This is a genomic window from Gordonia zhaorongruii (genome assembly GCF_007559005.1).
Classification (GTDB): Bacteria; Actinomycetota; Actinomycetes; order Mycobacteriales; family Mycobacteriaceae; genus Gordonia; species Gordonia zhaorongruii.
The window spans coordinates 1,190,689-1,206,592 of the sequence record NZ_CP041763.1; the positions used below are offsets into that span (position 1 = coordinate 1,190,689).

General features: G+C 65.4%; 16 protein-coding genes and 1 tRNA gene. 12 read left to right on the forward strand and 5 right to left on the reverse strand.

All coding sequences use genetic code 11. The features are described 5' to 3' along the window. Nucleotides 1-223 precede the first annotated feature (223 nt). The 9 genes from FO044_RS05395 (at nt 224) to FO044_RS05430 (ending at nt 4,829) form a co-directional block, all read left to right on the forward strand. On the forward strand, nt 224-1,321 hold the full coding sequence (locus FO044_RS05395; protein ID WP_186290589.1) for an AAA family ATPase: 1,098 nt from the start codon (nt 224-226) through the stop codon (nt 1,319-1,321). A 222-nt stretch (nt 1,322-1,543) separates the two neighbouring features. Then, the gene (locus tag FO044_RS05400; RefSeq protein ID WP_143965382.1) at nt 1,544-2,017 is read left to right on the forward strand and encodes a hypothetical protein; all 474 of its coding nucleotides are present in this window, start codon (nt 1,544-1,546) and stop codon (nt 2,015-2,017) included. Then, nucleotides 2,014-2,214 carry a hypothetical protein gene (locus FO044_RS05405; protein ID WP_143965383.1) on the forward strand — a complete coding sequence of 67 codons (201 nt, stop codon included), beginning with the start codon at nt 2,014-2,016 and terminating at the stop codon, nt 2,212-2,214. Before FO044_RS05400 ends, FO044_RS05405 begins: the two co-directional genes overlap by 4 nt. Nucleotides 2,215-2,292: 78 nt before the next feature. Continuing rightward, entirely contained in the window at nt 2,293-2,586 is a 294-nt protein-coding gene (locus FO044_RS05410) for a hypothetical protein (RefSeq protein ID WP_143965384.1), read from the forward strand. A 114-nt stretch (nt 2,587-2,700) separates the two neighbouring features. Continuing rightward, nucleotides 2,701-2,922, forward strand: coding sequence for a hypothetical protein (locus FO044_RS05415; RefSeq protein ID WP_143965385.1), 222 nt, complete (start codon nt 2,701-2,703; stop codon nt 2,920-2,922). Continuing rightward, nucleotides 2,922-3,095: a hypothetical protein gene (locus FO044_RS15020; protein ID WP_186290590.1), complete on the forward strand. Its 174-nt coding sequence runs from the start codon at nt 2,922-2,924 to the stop codon at nt 3,093-3,095. Before FO044_RS05415 ends, FO044_RS15020 begins: the two co-directional genes overlap by 1 nt. Next, nucleotides 3,092-3,373 (forward strand): hypothetical protein, encoded by a 282-nt coding sequence (locus tag FO044_RS05420; protein WP_143965386.1) that lies wholly within the window; start codon nt 3,092-3,094, stop codon nt 3,371-3,373. The genes FO044_RS15020 and FO044_RS05420 overlap by 4 nt, the downstream gene beginning before the upstream one ends. Beyond that, nucleotides 3,366-3,845: a hypothetical protein gene (locus FO044_RS05425; protein WP_143965387.1), complete on the forward strand. Its 480-nt coding sequence runs from the start codon at nt 3,366-3,368 to the stop codon at nt 3,843-3,845. The genes FO044_RS05420 and FO044_RS05425 overlap by 8 nt, the downstream gene beginning before the upstream one ends. Before the next feature lie 132 nt (nt 3,846-3,977). Continuing rightward, nucleotides 3,978-4,829, forward strand: a complete 852-nt coding sequence (locus FO044_RS05430) for a phage major capsid protein (protein WP_143965388.1) — start codon at nt 3,978-3,980, stop codon at nt 4,827-4,829. A gap of 1,052 nt (nt 4,830-5,881) precedes the next feature. Here FO044_RS05430 and FO044_RS15025 read toward each other — a convergent pair. The 4 genes from FO044_RS15025 to FO044_RS05440 all read right to left on the reverse strand — a co-directional run bounded on the left by FO044_RS15025 (nt 5,882) and on the right by FO044_RS05440 (nt 6,754). Further along, entirely contained in the window at nt 5,882-6,028 is a 147-nt protein-coding gene (locus FO044_RS15025) for a hypothetical protein (RefSeq protein WP_186290591.1), read from the reverse strand. After that, nucleotides 6,025-6,408, reverse strand: a complete 384-nt coding sequence (locus FO044_RS05435; protein ID WP_143965389.1) for a hypothetical protein — start codon at nt 6,406-6,408, stop codon at nt 6,025-6,027. Before FO044_RS05435 ends, FO044_RS15025 begins: the two co-directional genes overlap by 4 nt. Continuing rightward, a complete protein-coding gene (locus tag FO044_RS15220) occupies nt 6,405-6,539 on the reverse strand; it encodes a hypothetical protein (protein WP_280525865.1) in 135 nt (44 codons plus the stop codon). The genes FO044_RS05435 and FO044_RS15220 overlap by 4 nt, the downstream gene beginning before the upstream one ends. A gap of 141 nt (nt 6,540-6,680) precedes the next feature. Then, a tRNA-Arg gene (locus tag FO044_RS05440) sits at nt 6,681-6,754 on the reverse strand. A 74-nt stretch (nt 6,755-6,828) separates the two neighbouring features. Here FO044_RS05440 and FO044_RS05445 point away from each other — a divergent pair. After that, nucleotides 6,829-8,889 carry a bifunctional copper resistance protein CopD/cytochrome c oxidase assembly protein gene (locus FO044_RS05445; protein ID WP_143965390.1) on the forward strand — a complete coding sequence of 687 codons (2,061 nt, stop codon included), beginning with the start codon at nt 6,829-6,831 and terminating at the stop codon, nt 8,887-8,889. 6 nt (nt 8,890-8,895) lie between these two features. Here the strand turns inward: FO044_RS05445 and FO044_RS05450 are convergent, their stop codons facing one another. Next, nucleotides 8,896-9,276, reverse strand: coding sequence for a PGPGW domain-containing protein (locus FO044_RS05450; protein WP_165943102.1), 381 nt, complete (start codon nt 9,274-9,276; stop codon nt 8,896-8,898). A 380-nt stretch (nt 9,277-9,656) separates the two neighbouring features. Here FO044_RS05450 and ettA point away from each other — a divergent pair, with 380 nt between their 5' ends. Continuing rightward, nucleotides 9,657-11,330, forward strand: coding sequence for an energy-dependent translational throttle protein EttA (ettA, locus tag FO044_RS05455; RefSeq protein WP_132993720.1), 1,674 nt, complete (start codon nt 9,657-9,659; stop codon nt 11,328-11,330). Between the two features lie 66 nt (nt 11,331-11,396). Then, nucleotides 11,397-15,899 carry an NAD-glutamate dehydrogenase domain-containing protein gene (locus FO044_RS05460; protein ID WP_143965391.1) on the forward strand — a complete coding sequence of 1,501 codons (4,503 nt, stop codon included), beginning with the start codon at nt 11,397-11,399 and terminating at the stop codon, nt 15,897-15,899. The last annotated feature ends 5 nt before the right edge of the window (nt 15,900-15,904 follow it).

A 15,904-nucleotide genomic window follows, 5' to 3' on the forward strand; every position in this document is an offset into this window, starting at 1 on the left:
CCGGATATGTCTACCGCATCGAGGCCGCACAACGACTCGAACCCATCGAATGCTCACAGGGCTGCGGGAAGTGGATCACCGACCCGTGGATGCACCACTGCATTTACGACGTGAAATATCCAGACCGCTCCGACTGCGGATGCCGTGAAGCCGACCAGGGTATCCACCGCAACGAGACCTGCAGTCTCCTCGGCGAGCTGACACCGCGATGGAAGTGGCTGCGATGATCGGACACATCTCGCCCACCGCCCGCGAAGTCATGGCACTGCACCGTGCTGACCTCCCCGCGGGATGGATCTATGCAGACAAAGCACCAGAGTCCCGCCCCACCGATTGGCTAATCCCCGACCGTCTCGCACGCGGCCACGTCACCTACCTGTACGGGGAAGAGGGCATCGGAAAATCCACCTGGTGGGTACTCCAGGTGCAGGAAGTTACCGCGCGCTGCGAGTACGTCGTATTGATCTTCACCGAGGACGGATGGGAAGACACGCTGCGGGGACGGCTCGAATGCGCCGGCGTCGATATGACGTACGTGATCCTGTCCAACGTCTCCGAAGATGGAGAGTTTGAACCCGGTATCCCCGGCCCCGGTCGGATGCTCACCGAAGATCTCCCCGACATCTCACTAGTTGTTGTAGACGGTATCGCCGACGCCGCCACAGTCGCCCGTGGACACCTCCCCAAGCACTCTGAGTGGAGAGAAGTGTTCGGGGAGTGGGCGCGATACGCGCGGAAGAAGAACGCTGCAGTCCTAGCACTCGGTCACACCAACCGGGACACCCAATCAGGTACACGCGGTGCAGTCGGACTGTCAGGACAGATCCGGCAGAAGGTACGGCTGAACATTCTCGCCCAACGTGACGAGGAAGGACGGCTAGCGGTCGGCGTGGAGAAATCCAACATCTGCAGCGACGCCGAACCCGTGGACCTGTACACGATTGAAACAGTCGATATGGGTCACGGCGTCACGACGACCATCGCCAGGGCTGCAGGTGCCGGGAAACTGTCCGCTAAGAAACTGTTCTCCGTTATGGCTGCACAGTCCCAGGTGGCAGAAGATGAAGCCGAGATTGAGCGTCTGGATGGCTGTGTAGGCGATCTCGTGAAGCTTCTCGATTCAGCCGAGCAGGACAGCGACGGATGGATGTTGGCGACGGAAGTAACTCTGTTGCTCACCACCGGGAAGGGTCCGAGTAAGACTCGCTGGTCGGAGAACAAGGTCGGACGGGCGCGTACCGAGGCAATCCACAACCGCTACATCGAGGCTACCCATCCCGTTGTGCCGGGCCCCTGGTACTGGCGAGCCGCTGACCGTTAACCAGTAGTTCTGCGTTGTTGCGTTGTTGGGCTTGACCTGCGGAAACGTCTGCGTTGTTGGCTGCGTTCTTGTGCGTTCTTGAGCCAACAACGCAACCCGATCCAACAACGCAGACGCCTCCCAAGAACGCACCAACAACGCACCCAAGAACGCACACGTAACACCAGGTCAAAGCCAACAACGCAACAACGCAACACCCCTACCTAGACCAAGGAGACCATCATGACAAATTCATCTTCAGTACCAGTAGTACTTCCCACCAAGGGGTCTGCGCTCAGCACCGCCATGATCAGAACCGAGCACCTGCACCTCATGCGCGAGATGTACGGACTCACCCCGTGGACCGGCTACGAGCCAGCCTGCAAATGCCCACGGTGGACCGTCAAGCCGTGCCGCCGCACCATCCGCGGACTCACCTGCTTCACCCGCCGCGACTGGGGTGTGGCATGCGACCACCCTCGCCGCTGGCAGGACGCCGACGGTAACCGCGTCCTCACCTGGGAGCCATACATCGGTACGGACGCCGCCCTGCGCAGTATCGAGAGCTCCGCGGCAATCGGAGAAGCACTCGCCTCCGGGGTCGAGGTGATCGTCTGCACCGGGTCGCCGTACGTGACCGCCGTGGACCGTCTTCACGACACCGAGGCACCCGTATCAGACTGTGCCGTCGTCATCTTTCGGGGCGGTGCGGCATGAACCACGACTTCCACAGACTCATGCGGCTACTCACCGAGCGCCGGTCATGGATGCGCCGCCCCCACGCGATCCGCACCCAGCAGAACGACCGCGGCGGGTGGGACGTGGTTGTCCTGATTGATGGCAGCTACGCCAACCGTGACGCCGCAGAACGCGTCGTGGATCTCTACAGGTCGACGGCGAAGGCCATCCGGTGACCCGCATCGTGTCGACCGTCCGGCGGTGGCTGTACGCCGTCCACGGTCTCGAACCAATCGACGTGCTCGGGAGGCGCGATGTCTGAGCACGACGGCCACCCGGAGTGGGTCGACCTGATGGAGGTGGTCCTCCGCGGGCAACCGAAGTTCGACGTCGGTCCGCTCCCGTGCCAGAACCGACCGGACCTGTTTGATCCCCAGGATTGGGGCGAGCCTCACGAGGCTGTGGTCCGCCGGCATCGGGCGGCCGTCACGCTCTGCAAGTCGTGCCCAGGTCTCGACCAGTGCGCCGAGCTCTCGAAGGTCGAACCGAACCCGCACTCGATGGTGTGGGCTGGCCGATCCCCGGTACTCGATCGGGGCGAGACGTGACCGACACCGACCGCCCCGAACCGCGCTGGTGCCTGCATCCGAACTGCAGCTACCTCACGAAATGGCCCCACCGACACTGCCCGATCCACCGGGCACAAGAAGAAAGAGAAACAGATGAGTAGGAAGAAACACTGCAACGACGACCCCGGCGGACTCGTGCACTCGGTAGCCACAGTTCGCGCTGCAGTCGATCGCGAGCGTGACCAAGTGCGACTCCACTTCGCGGGCCTGATGATGTACATCACCCCAGACAAGGCGATCATGCTGGCTCGGCAGATCGTCGAGGCGTGCGATGTAATCGAGTCCCGCCGTCCCGCCGTCGAGGAGGTGGCCTGATGCCAAACGCGGCACTTCAGGCGCGTGGAGTCTCCCGACCCACGGCCACAGCAGGTCGCGCCGGCGATGTCATCGTCACCTGTTTCCGCGAGCTCGTCATAGCAGTCACTCCGGGGCAGGCGATCGACCTAGCGAACGAGCTCGCGGACGCTGTCGAGGAAGTGACCCGGTGACGCCGCCGATGTCCCACGAGGACGCCGTTGACGCGTACCTGACCGTCTGCGCACTGTTTATGGAATCGAAGCAGGACGACGCGATCGCGTACTTGCAGACGTTCGATCTCGATGAGCGCCTGTTCATCCTCACCAACGGGGCCACCGTGACCAACGGGTTCGCCGCCTCGCACGCACGACGGCAAGGGATCGCTTGGGACGACATCGGGGATTGGATCCGATCGTGCCGCTATGACAACCACACCACCACCACAGAAAATGGAGAACCCAATGAGTGACCAGATCAACGACACCGAGACCGCCGACGAGAGCATCGACCAGGAGGCACCAGACACTGCCCTGGCTGCCACGGAGACGGACTCTACCGACACCACCGAGGATCAGGACACCGAGAATCCGAGCAGGCGTGAGGCCGCGTATCGCGTGAAACTGCGAGAGACGGAGAGTTACCGCGATCAGCTTCTTGAGCAGCTGAACGCGATGCGGCAGGCCGAGATCGAACGCATCGCCGGGGAGTCGATCGCGAACCCGGTAGCGCTGTGGTCGAACGGTGCCACCGTCGACAGTCTTCTAGCCGACGACGGCACCGTGGACCCGGCCGCAGTACGTGCAGCTGCCGACGACGCCGCGAACACCCTCGGGCTGCAACCAGCACGCCGCCCCGGAGTTGTGCCAACCGAGGGCCGGGTGATGAACGAGGCGTGGCGGCACAAGGGCAATGGTTGGTCTGATGCGTTCACGCCCGCGTAAACGGGGTATAATAGACCCGAGTCCAGCTCGCGGCGGACTCAGGGTGGGTTAGCGTGACGCGCCCCGGTTAGAGCACACAACTGCTCCCGGGGCGCGTTTCCCGCGTTCGGGAGCCCAACCGAAGGAGCCACCATGGCTACCAACACCACCGGAACGTCCGCCTCCAGCTGGAGTCCCGACGTCCGCGCCATCCTCCCAGCAGACGCTGTCCCGGAGGCGCTCATTCTCCAGACGTCGAGCGTCGCAGGAGTCGTCGAAGGGGACGCCGTCGCATGCCGCGTGCCGTGGGTCAATGACGCGACCGCCGGGTTTGTGGCTGAGGGCGCAGAGATCAGCGAGGCCGCACCCGAACTGGCCGAGGCCACCGTGTTCACAGGTAAACTGGCCGAACTGGTACGCCTGAGTCGCGAACAGTTCGTACAGCCCAATGCTGCCGAACTCCTGTCGCAGTCGGTTAGCCGGGCCGTGACCACTGCAGCCAACCTGGCCTACATCAGCCAGGTGGCCCCGGTCAGCCCGGCCGTCACCCCGCCGGCCGGCCTGCTCAACGTGGCAGGCATCGTTGATGGCGGTGACGTGGACGCATCACTCGACGCGTTGGTCGACCTGCTCGCCGAGCTGGCAGTCAACGGCGGACACACCGAGGCACAGACCATCGTGCTGAGTCCCACCGCGTGGGCCGAGCTGAGGAAGCTGAAGATCGGCACAGGATCCAACCAGAGTCTCATCGGAGCGGGCACACATGATGCCGAACGCTTCCTGCTCGACGTCCCGGTGATCGTGAGCGCAGCAGCACCGACCAACACGGGCCTCGTGATCGACAAGAGTGCAGTAGTGAGTGCAGTCGGCACCGTCAACGTCCAGCAATCCGATCAGGTCTACTTCACCAGCGACTCGATCGGACTGCGCGCTACCTGGCGGTTCGGTGCATCCGTCGTCCACGCCGACCGCATCGGCAAATTCACCGTCAACAACGTCGCCTAACCAACCGGCAGCCCAACGCGCGGGCCATCAACTCCTTGTGGAGTTTGGTGGCCCGCGCTTCTGCGCTACGACGTAGTCAGACCACGTCGTAGCGTCGACGGGGGACTGGCGGGGGTGCCCTCGGGGGTACCGGGCCCGCCTACCACGACATAGGCGGCCTCTCTCTCTGATCCCCCCTCCCCCCTCTGGGTAGGTTGCCCTTTAGGGGTCCGGGGCACGCCGAGCCCGCCATAGGCGATTTCACACACAGAGCTGTGCACCACATGGGGCGCATCGCTCAATTCGAACTTATTCGCGTAGTCGGTCGGCCTCGGCTTGATCATGTAGTCCTGTACTACTTGATCTCTAATGGCGGACCCCCGGGAATGGCTTTCACACACGCACGCCGCTGTGTGGACATTTATCCCATATGCTGGGATACTGGACGTGAGCGGTTCGTCAGTCTGGGTTTCCCGCAGGTTTCCACCGGCTGGCGGGCCGCTCATTCTCACTACTGTCCACGGGTCGACGTAGGGCAACCGGGTAGCAGGAGGCGTGGGTCGCCATCAACGGGCGCCATCAACGGGGGCCTTCTTTGCGTTTCGGCACCACTTACCCATCTGGAGGCTGTTCGTCGCTCTCTGTGGCACTCAGGGGGGGCCGGGAATGACCCCAACACATTCAGATCTGTGGACGGATACGCCGCTATGTCGTTCTAGCGGCACCCCACCCCCTTAGGGCCGACCCCGCCAGTGGGGCAATACGAGCGTTTCTGCTGGTCGCCGCTTGTCTCCAGTGAAGTCAGAGCAAAGGAACCCATACGGGTGCCGGAGCGTTGAACCCCATCGCCGGAATCGACCCACGAACCGTGCCAATATCGCGTCAGGCCACGACAGCTAGCGCCCGCTGAGACAGCGCGCGTTGAGTCATGGCACCACGTTCGGCCGATTGCGGTGGCGACGTCCCAGGCGTCGACTGAGCTACTGGGAGCAGGCTGGTTTAGGTCGGGCTCTGCAAGAACGACCAGGCGCCTCGGGCGGGAATCGAACCCGCCGTTCACCGTCGAGGCTGGCTCAGACGAGCCGCAATACGGGGGTTCTGGTCGGTGCGATGAACTGGAGCGCCGACATCAACACGGTCAGCTCACGTTCGGTGAGGTCGCAGAGGTCGACGGAGCGGATAAGATCGACGACTTGGTCGAGTAGGTCGTCGCGGCTCATCGGGTCTGCTCCTGAAGCCATTCACCGTCACGAGACATCCGCAGGTCGTACGGCTGGAACTCGTCCCACTCGTCGATCCGCCGCTCGAACCCCATCCGGAACACGAAAGCCCGCATCCAGTTCAGGTCACGCTCGCGTGCCTGGACCTCGGGTCGCAGCGCGTATTCCCTCTTGCTGGCGATGATCTCGTCGCGGTGCGCCTTGTAGCGCCGCCGACTCGCTTCTCGCCGCTGCTGCTCGGGTCGCGACCGCTTCTGCGCCTTGTCGCACTCTTTGCAGTGCCCTAGTAGCCCGTCGCTGCTCGGCCGGCTGGACGTGTAGAACTCGCTGCGCGGCTTCCGTTCTAGGCATCGGCAGCAGCGCTTCGTGTACGAGGTCATGAGATCGCCCCGTACAGGCCGAGCGACCACGCGAGCTCCGCGATGCCGTACAAGGTCGCCGTGGTGACTACGAAGCCGAGCGCGACGTACGCCAGGCCGATCGCGACGGATAGAATGTTGCTGCGGTGCATCGGACTCGCCTCCGGTTGTGCCGTAGGCCCTGGTCAGGTGTTCACGCACCGACCGGGGCCGTTTCTGTTGACACAGTGGATCCGAATTACACACTGATCGCACGCTAGGCGGTAGAATCGTCTCTACCAGCGCAGATAGGGTGCCCCCGGCAGGACTCGAACCTGCGACCTAGGGATTAGAAGGCCCTTGCTCTATCCACCTGAGCTACGGAGGCTGGGTACCGGCGCATCGGACTCGAGCATCCATGCTCCGGCGAGGGTCGAGTATATCGGGTCCTACGATGTAGTCATGTCAACGACGTCCCCGCAGGCCGCCCCCAAGACCTCGGGCGGGCAGATCGACCGCGACCGACTGCGGGATCCGTCGGGCATCCGGCGCGTGATGATCGCCGTGATGATGGTGGTCGGCGCTGTCGCAGGCGTCATCGTGACCGCTGCCTCGGCGTCGACGGTGCTCCAACTGGCGGGCGTGCCGGACGCCGGTGCGCTCACCACATACGGGATCCCGGTGATCACGGTGGTCGGCCAGCTGAGTGCCGCGATCGGTTTCGGGTGCGCGATCTTCGCTGCGTTCTTCGTGCCGCCGCAGCACAACGGTCACCTCGACGTCGGCGGTTTCCGGGCCATGCGGTGGGCTTATGCGGCGATGCTCACGTGGCTGGTCTGTGCGCTGCTGCTGATTCCGCTGTCCATGTCGAACGTCAGCGGGCATCCGCTCGGTGAAACTCTGAAGCCGGACAACCTGTTCCTCTCGTACGACAAGGTCGCCGACACGAGGTACTGGCTGTGGACCGCGATCTTCGCCGCGGCGGCGGCGGTCATCGCGCGTGTGGCGTTGCGGTGGGGCTGGAGTTTCGCGGTGATCGCTCTCGCCTTCCTGTCGTTCATGCCCCCTGCTCTCTTGGGGCATTCGTCGGCAGGTGGTGCGCACGACGTGGCGACGAACAGCCTGATCCTGCACATCGTGGCCGCGGCCGCCTGGGCCGGCGGACTCCTGGTGGTCGTCGCCTACGCGTTCGGCGACGGCCGGTGGCGGACGCTGGCCGTCCGCCGGTACTCGCGGGTCGCGTTCTGGAGCCTGATCGTCGTCGGTGTCAGCGGCGTGTTCAACGCTCTGGTGCGCATGTCGGTGGAGCAGGTGTTCACCACGACCTACGGGCTGATCGTGCTGGGCAAGGTCGGTGCGTTCGCCGTGGCGGGGGTGATCGGCGGCCTGCACCGCAAGGTGACGATCACCGAACTCGAGGGAACAGATGCGCCCCGGAAGTCGTTGTTCGTGCGGTTCGCCGCCGTCGAGATGATCGCGTTCGCGGTGGCGTTCGGCTTCGGCGCCGGACTCTCGAGGACCCCGCCGCCGGTGCTCGCCACCGCGGACGTCTCGCAGATGGAACTCACGATCGGCTACGACCTCGACGGTGCACCGACACTCGCGAAGATCCTCTTCGAATGGCGGTTCGACCTCATCTTCGGCACGGCAGCGGTCATCGCCGCCATCGTCTATCTGCGCGGCGTGCTGCGCCTGCGCAAGCGCGGCGATTCCTGGCCGGTCGGCCGCACTGCGGCGTGGCTGCTCGGCTGTCTCGCGCTGCTGTTCGCCACGTCGTCGGGGATGGGCAAGTACGCCCCCGCCATGTTCAGCGTCCACATGATGGGCCACATGATGCTGTCGATGCTGGTGCCGGTGCTGCTGGTGCTCGGTGGCCCGCTGACGCTCGCGCTGCGGGCCATCCCGCCGGCAGGACGCGGAAACCCGGACGGGCCGCGCGAGTGGATCCTGCTGGCGCTGCACAGCAAGTTCTCGCGCGTGGCCACCCATCCGCTGATCGTGATCACCATCTTCGTCGGCAGCTTCTACGTGCTGTATCTGGGCGGGTTGTTCGACGTCGTGGTGGAGAACCATTCGGCGCACCTGCTGATGAATCTGCACTTCCTCGTCAGCGGATATCTGTTCTACTGGCTGGTCATCGGCATCGATCCGGCCCCGCGTCAGCTGAACCCGGTGGCCAAACTCGGCATCGTGTGGGGAGCACTGCCGTTCCACGCATTCTTCGGAGTGGCGCTGATGATGACCTCGGGGGTCATCGCCGAGCAGTACTACCGCTCACTGCAGCATCCGTGGGCCTTCGATCTGGCATCCGACCAGCGAACCGGCGGCGGTATCGCCTGGGCAACCGGCGAGTTCCCGTTGGTGCTCGTCATGCTGGCGCTGCTGATCCAGTGGCGGCGTCAGGACGAGAAGGTGGCCCGTCGGTTCGATCGTCGGGAAGAACGGGACGAGGACGCCGAATTGGAGCGCTACAACGCGATGCTGCGCGGGATCAGTTCTGAGAAGGAGCGAAGCGGCAGCTAGCGCGAGTTATGCGAACGCGTAAGCGTTCTGCAGGTAATGCTGGTGATCCAACCAGGTCTGCACGAGACGAGCGCCGGTGAGTCGTTCGACGTGCCGGTGCGCCCAGGCATCGAAACGCTTCCAGGCTGCCGAGCTGATCGCTGCCGAGCGGCGGATCGCACGGATGACGAACGAGGTGAGCCGGTGCGCCCACTCGAATTCGGTCGACAGTGCGCCGAGGCCGAGGAACAGTGCGCCCCATGCGGGTCCGGGGATGGGAACGGGCATCAGTGCGATGCCGGCCAGGATGAGAAGAGTGCCCACTACGGCGACGCCCACGCGGTACAGACGGTTGAGATTAGGATGACGCCGGATCGCGTATCGCTGCTTCCGGTGCCAGATCTTCATCTGTAAGCGCTTGCTCAACCCGTGGCCAATCGTTGTCCGACATTTCCTGCTGCGCTGCCACGCAGCCGTTCGTGCTGTGTACTCAGTGAGCTACGAGGCTAACGACTCTGTCGTACGCAACGTTCCCATTGTGACACATGACACCCGATGGCCGGAATATTCGCGCACGTTTCGCGCGTCATCCGGTGGGATCTCAGCGTCCTTCGATGATGCACGTCTCCGGGCGAGGGGGCCGGACCCGCCGGGGACCGGTGTCGCTTACGCTGGTGGTCAGGGCGATACCCGGTCGATCTGCTCCGCGAAGCGCGACCACGCCGGATTCCACTTGACCTCGAAGACACCGACGAACTGCATTCATGCAGGTAGGAGTACAGAAAACTGTGGCTGAGTTCATTTACACGATGAAGAAGGTGCGCAAGGCGCACGGCGACAAGGTGATCCTCGACGACGTCACCATGAGCTTTTACCCGGGCGCGAAGATCGGTGTCGTCGGACCGAACGGCGCCGGCAAGTCGTCGATCCTGAAGATCATGGCCGGTCTGGACCAGCCGTCGAACGGTGAGGCGTTCCTCGACCCGGAGGCCACCGTCGGCATCCTCCTGCAGGAGCCGCCTCTCAACGAGGAGAAGACGGTCAAGGAGAACGTCGAAGAGGGCATGGGTGAGATCGGCGTCAAGCTGGCTCGCTTCAACGAGATCGCCGAACTGATGGCCACCGACTACTCCGACGAACTCATGGAGGAGATGGGCAAGCTCCAGGAGGACCTGGACAATGCCGACGCGTGGGACCTCGACTCCCAGATCGAGCAGGCCATGGACGCGCTGCGCTGCCCGCCGGCCGACTCCGCTGTCACCCACCTGTCCGGTGGTGAGCGCCGCCGCGTCGCCCTCTGCAAGCTGCTGCTCAGCAAGCCCGATCTGCTGCTGCTCGACGAGCCCACTAACCACCTGGACGCGGAGTCGGTGCTGTGGCTCGAGCAGTTCCTCTCGAACTACCCGGGCGCCGTCCTCGCCGTGACGCACGATCGCTACTTCCTCGATCACGTCGCCCAGTGGATCTGTGAGGTCGACCGCGGTCAGCTCCACCCGTACGAGGGCAACTACTCGACGTACCTGGAGAAGAAGGCCGAGCGTCTCGAGGTGCAGGGCAAGAAGGATCAGAAGCTGCAGCGGCGCCTCAAGGAGGAGCTCGCGTGGGTCCGCTCGGGATCCAAGGCCCGCCAGACCAAGAACAAGGCACGTCTGGGCCGCTACGAGGAGATGGCCGCCGAAGCCGAGAAGCAGCGCAAGCTCGACTTCGAGGAGATCCAGATTCCGACGCCGCCGCGACTGGGCAACGTGGTGGTCGACGTCAAGGACCTCGACAAGGGGTTCGACGACCGCGTGCTGATCAAGGACCTGTCGTTCACGCTGCCGCGCAACGGCATCGTCGGCGTCATCGGCCCCAACGGTGTCGGTAAGACGACGTTGTTCAAGACCATCGTCGGACTCGAGGAGCCCGACTCGGGCAGCGTGAAGGTCGGCGACACGGTCAAACTCAGCTACGTGGACCAGAACCGCGCGAACATCGATCCCAAGAAGACGGTGTGGCAGGTCGTCTCGGACGGTCTCGACTTCATCGAGGTCGGCCAGAACGAGATGCCCTCGCGTGCGTACGTGAGCGCCTTCGGCTTCAAGGGTCCGGATCAGCAGAAGGCCGCCGAGGTTCTCTCGGGCGGTGAGCGCAACCGCCTGAACCTCGCGCTCACCCTCAAGGAGGGCGGCAACCTGATCCTCCTCGATGAGCCGACTAACGACCTCGACGTCGAGACCCTGAGTTCGCTGGAGAACGCTCTCGAGCAGTTCCCCGGCTGCGCCGTGGTGATCTCGCACGACCGTTGGTTCCTCGACCGCACGTGCACCCACATCCTGGCCTGGGAGGGCAACGTCGAAGAGGGGCAGTGGTTCTGGTTCGAAGGAAACTTCGAGGCCTACGAAGCGAACAAGGTGGAACGGCTCGGTGCCGACGCCGCGCGGCCGCACCGCGTGACGCATCGGCGACTCACGCGCGACTGACCGCCCGCGACTGACCACGCCGCCACCGCAACATCCGTACTCTCCTCGGTAGGCGCAGGAGAGGTTGTGATCGCAGTGGACGACGAGTCCCGAAACACGAACTACGGCGAACTGGCCCGGCAGCAGACGGTGGGAACCGTCCGACTGCCGGGCCAGTTTCTCGTATCAGCGGCTCGCAGCGATACCGGTGACATCACCGTCCAGGCGATCGGCGACGACGCTCCGCTGCTCGTCGAGTCGATGCTCGCGGTGATCGGCGAAGCGGGCCTCACCGTCACCAGCACCGATCACCCGATCCGCACGGTGGTCCGCGATGACGGTGGGCGCATCGTCGACGGCCCGGGCTCCACGATCGACGAGTCGTGGATCAGCGTGGTGGTCGCTCCGTCGCCCGACACCGATACCGAGGAACTGGCACGTCGGGTGACGGCTGCTCTGCGGCGGGCCGTCTCCGTTCGCGACGACACACCTGCGATGCGCGAGCGGCTCACCGAGGTGGTCGCGGCGCTGGCCGACTCCGGCGGCGACATGGAGGAGGTGCGACTACTCGAGTGGTTCGCGTCCCGGGAGAACTTCGTGGGCGTCGGCTACCGGGCAGCGCACGCGGATCCGGACGCGGGGGAGACGCTCGGTGTCTGGCGGGACGCGGTTACGCCACGACCCACCCCGGCCGCGGAAGGTGTGGCCGCGGACCGGATCTGGCTCCCGACCGGGCTGCTGCGCAGGAGGTTCCCGCTCATCGTGCGGATCCGCATCGGAGAGGTGGAGCACCAGTTCCTGGGGATGATCACCTCGATGGGCCGGTACCAGTCGGTTCGGGAGATCCCGGTCATCCGGCTCAAGACGCAGCACGTGCTGACCGTCCTCGGATACGCCGAGGACTCGTACGGCGGCATGGCCGCCATCGAGCTGCTACAGACGTTCCCGATCGTCGAACTGCTTGCGGCAGCGCCCGACGAACTGACCCGCCGGGTGAGCGAACTCCTTGCGGCGCAGTCTGATCGCGGGCCGCGGTTCCACGTGCGGGCCGGTCTGGACGGGCACACGGTGTCGGCGCTGGTGTTCATGCCGCGTGAGTCGTACTCGACGGCGGTTCGCACCAAGGTGATCGACATCATCAAGGCCGAGCACGGGGGCGACGAGAACGACTTCACCACCCGTCTGTCGCATTCACCGCTGGCGCAACTGCAGGTGGTGATGCACGTCGGGCGCCGGGTGGACGTCGCCGACTCGACCGGTACCGACTGTCTCGCACAGCTCTCCGAGGCGGTCCGCACGTGGGACGACCGTGTGCGCGAGCAGCTCGACGGCGGCACGGCGTCCCTGCGCCAGCTGGGGTTGGTCTCGGATCGGTACCGCGATGAGCGCGACCCGGCCGCGGCGGCCGCGGATCTCCCGGTGGTCGCCCGCTTGGCGTCCGGTGATCTGCACGTGCACGTCCGGACGCCGGACGGTGAACCGTGGACGTTCACGTTGTACCTGTGCGACCGGGAGGCAGCGCTGACCGACGTGCTGCCGATGCTGCAGAGTCTCGGACTGACAGTGGTCGACGAGCACCCGCACAGCGTGCGACGTTCGGACGGCACCGCCGTCGGGATCTACGAGTTCACGGTGGCGCCTGCGCCGGCATGCGAGATTGCTGATTCGGCCGATCTGCCCGAGCGGATCGGCGAGGCCTTCCGGGCGATGTGGCTGGAGGAGGCGGACGTCGATCGGCTCGGGGAACTCGTACTGCGGGCAGGTCTGACGTCCCGGTGGGTCGCGATGATCCGAACCTACGTGCGATACCTGGGGCAGTGCGGCTTCGGATACAGCGCGTCGCACATCGGCGGCGTGCTCGGCGAGCAGCGTGAGGCAACCAGGGCGCTCGTCGACCTGTTCGCGGCGTCGTTCGATCCGGAGACGGCAGATCCGCAGCGGCGGGAGGCCGCGTCGGACCTTCTGGACGAGCACATCGCGCGCATCCTGAGTCTCGACGCCGATCGGGTGCTGTCGGCGCTCGCCGCCACCGTCCGGGCGACGCTGCGAACCAACTTCTACATCGCGCACGACGGATGGACTCGCCCGACAATCGCGATCAAACTCCGCACCGGCGACCTTCCGCACGCGCCTGCACCGAGACCGGCGTACGAGATCTTCGTGCACTCGCCGTTGGTGGAGGGAGTCCATCTGCGATTCGGCGATGTGGCGCGCGGCGGGCTGCGGTGGTCGGACCGTCAAGAGGACTTCCGTACCGAGGTCCTGGGACTCGTGAAGGCGCAAGCGGTGAAGAACGCGGTGATCGTGCCGGTCGGCGCCAAGGGCGGCTTCGTGGTGCGCGGTCGATCGTCGAGGGAGCAGGGGCCGGCCTGCTACCGCGACTTCATCGCCTCGCTCCTGCAGGTGACCGACGACCTCGACGCCGCGACCGGTGTGGTGCGCCACCCCGACCGGGTGGTGCGCCGCGACGGAGACGATCCGTATCTGGTGGTGGCGGCGGACAAGGGCACTGCGGCGTTCTCCGACGTCGCCAACGAGGTCGCGCAGCACTACGGTTTCTGGCTCGGCGATGCCTTCGCGTCCGGCGGATCGGTCGGCTACGACCACAAGGCGATGGGCATCACCGCCCGCGGCGCCTGGGAGTCGGTGAAACGGCACTTCTGGGAGATCGGCGTGGACGTGCAGTCCGAGGACTTCACAGCGGTCGGTATCGGCGACATGAGCGGTGACGTCTTCGGCAATGGGATGCTGCTGTCCGAGCACACGAGGCTGGTCGCCGCGTTCGACCATCGGCACGTGTTCGTCGATCCGGATCCGGATGCGGCGTCTTCGTACGGCGAACGGCGCCGGCTGTTCGAGCTGCCGCGGTCCTCGTGGGCGGACTACGACACCTCCCTGATCTCCGAAGGCGGCGGGGTGTGGCCCCGCGACGTGAAGTCGATCCCGGTCACCGCGCAGATGCGCACCGCACTCGGACTGCCCGGCGACGCCTTCGAGCTGACACCGCCCGAATTGATCCGCGCGGTGCTCATGGCGCCGACGGACCTGTTGTTCAACGGCGGCATCGGTACCTACATCAAGGCGTCCGACGAGGCGGACGCCCAGGTCGGTGACAAAGCCAACGACCCGATCCGGGTGACCGGCGATCAACTGCGCGTCCAGGTGGTCGGGGAAGGCGGCAATCTCGGCGTGACCGAGCGCGGTCGCATCGAGGCCGACCTGTCGGGAGTCCGCATCAACAGCGACGCCCTGGACAATTCGGCAGGCGTGGACTGCTCGGATCACGAGGTCAACATCAAGGTGCTGCTGGATTCGCAGATCGCGTCCGGAGCGCTCGCTGCCGACCGGCGGGTCGCGTTCCTGGAGTCGATGACCGACGAGGTCTCCGCACTGGTCCTGGCCGACAACATCGCCCAGAACTCCGAACTCGGTGTTGCGCGCGGCACTGCCGCCGACGACGTCGAACTGCACGCCAGGATCCTCGGCGATCTCGCCGCGAACGGCGTGGACCTGAAACTCGAGGCACTGCCCCGACCCGACCAGCTCCGCGCGCGACGTGACGGGGACCTGGGGCGCGGCCTCACCAGCCCGGAACTGGCGACGGTGATGGCGCACGTGAAGCTGCAGACCAAGGGGCAGCTGCTCGATTCGGCACTCCCCGACAACGAACTCTTCACGCCTCTCGCTGCCGACTACTTCCCGACGGCGGTGCGCGAGCGGTTCGCGGACGGTATCGCCGGGCACCGTCTGCGCCGCGAGATCGTCACCACGCGACTGGTGAACCGGATCGTGGACGACGGTGGAATCGCGCATCTGCTCTCGACCACCGAGTCCACGGGTGCGGACACAGGGGAGGGGGCGCGTGCGTTCGTGGTCGCCGACGACGTGTTCGGGCTGACCGACCTGATCGCGAGGATCCGGCGTCAGCCGATCCAGGCCGCGATCGGCGACGAGATGACGCGCCGCGTCCGGCGCCTGCTGTCGACCAGTTCGCGATGGCTGCTGGCGCACCGTCCGCAGCCGCTCGCGATCGCCTCGGAGACGACCCGGTACGGCGAGGTCGCGGTGCTGTCCTCCGATGTGGGGCGCTGGCTCCGGCATACGAGCGCAACCGCCGCGGAGCAGGTGTGCTCGGGGTACGTCGATGCCGGGGTCGAGGCGGACCTGGCCCGGGCGGTGGCGGAGATCCCGTATCGCGTGCACCTCCTCGATGTCCACGATCTGGCCGAGATCACCGATCGCGGAGCCGCCGAAGTCGGCGACCTGCTGTTCGCGGTGTACGACCACTTCGGAATCGACCGGCTGGTCGCGGCGGTCGACGGGTTGCCGGCAGGGGATCGCTGGAACCTCCTGGCGCGAGTCGCACTGCACGACGACCTTCAGACCGTGCTCCGCGGTCTCACCGCCTCGATCCTGGAGATGTCCGAACCGGAGGAGAGCACGCAGGAGAAGATCGCCGAGTGGTCGTCGGCTCGCACCGCGAGACTTCAGCGCGCCACCGCGACCCTCGACGAGCTCGACGCCGAGGGACAATGGGACGTCGCCACCCTTTCGGTGGCCGTTCGCGCGTTGCGTAGTGTGAGCGGTTGACGACT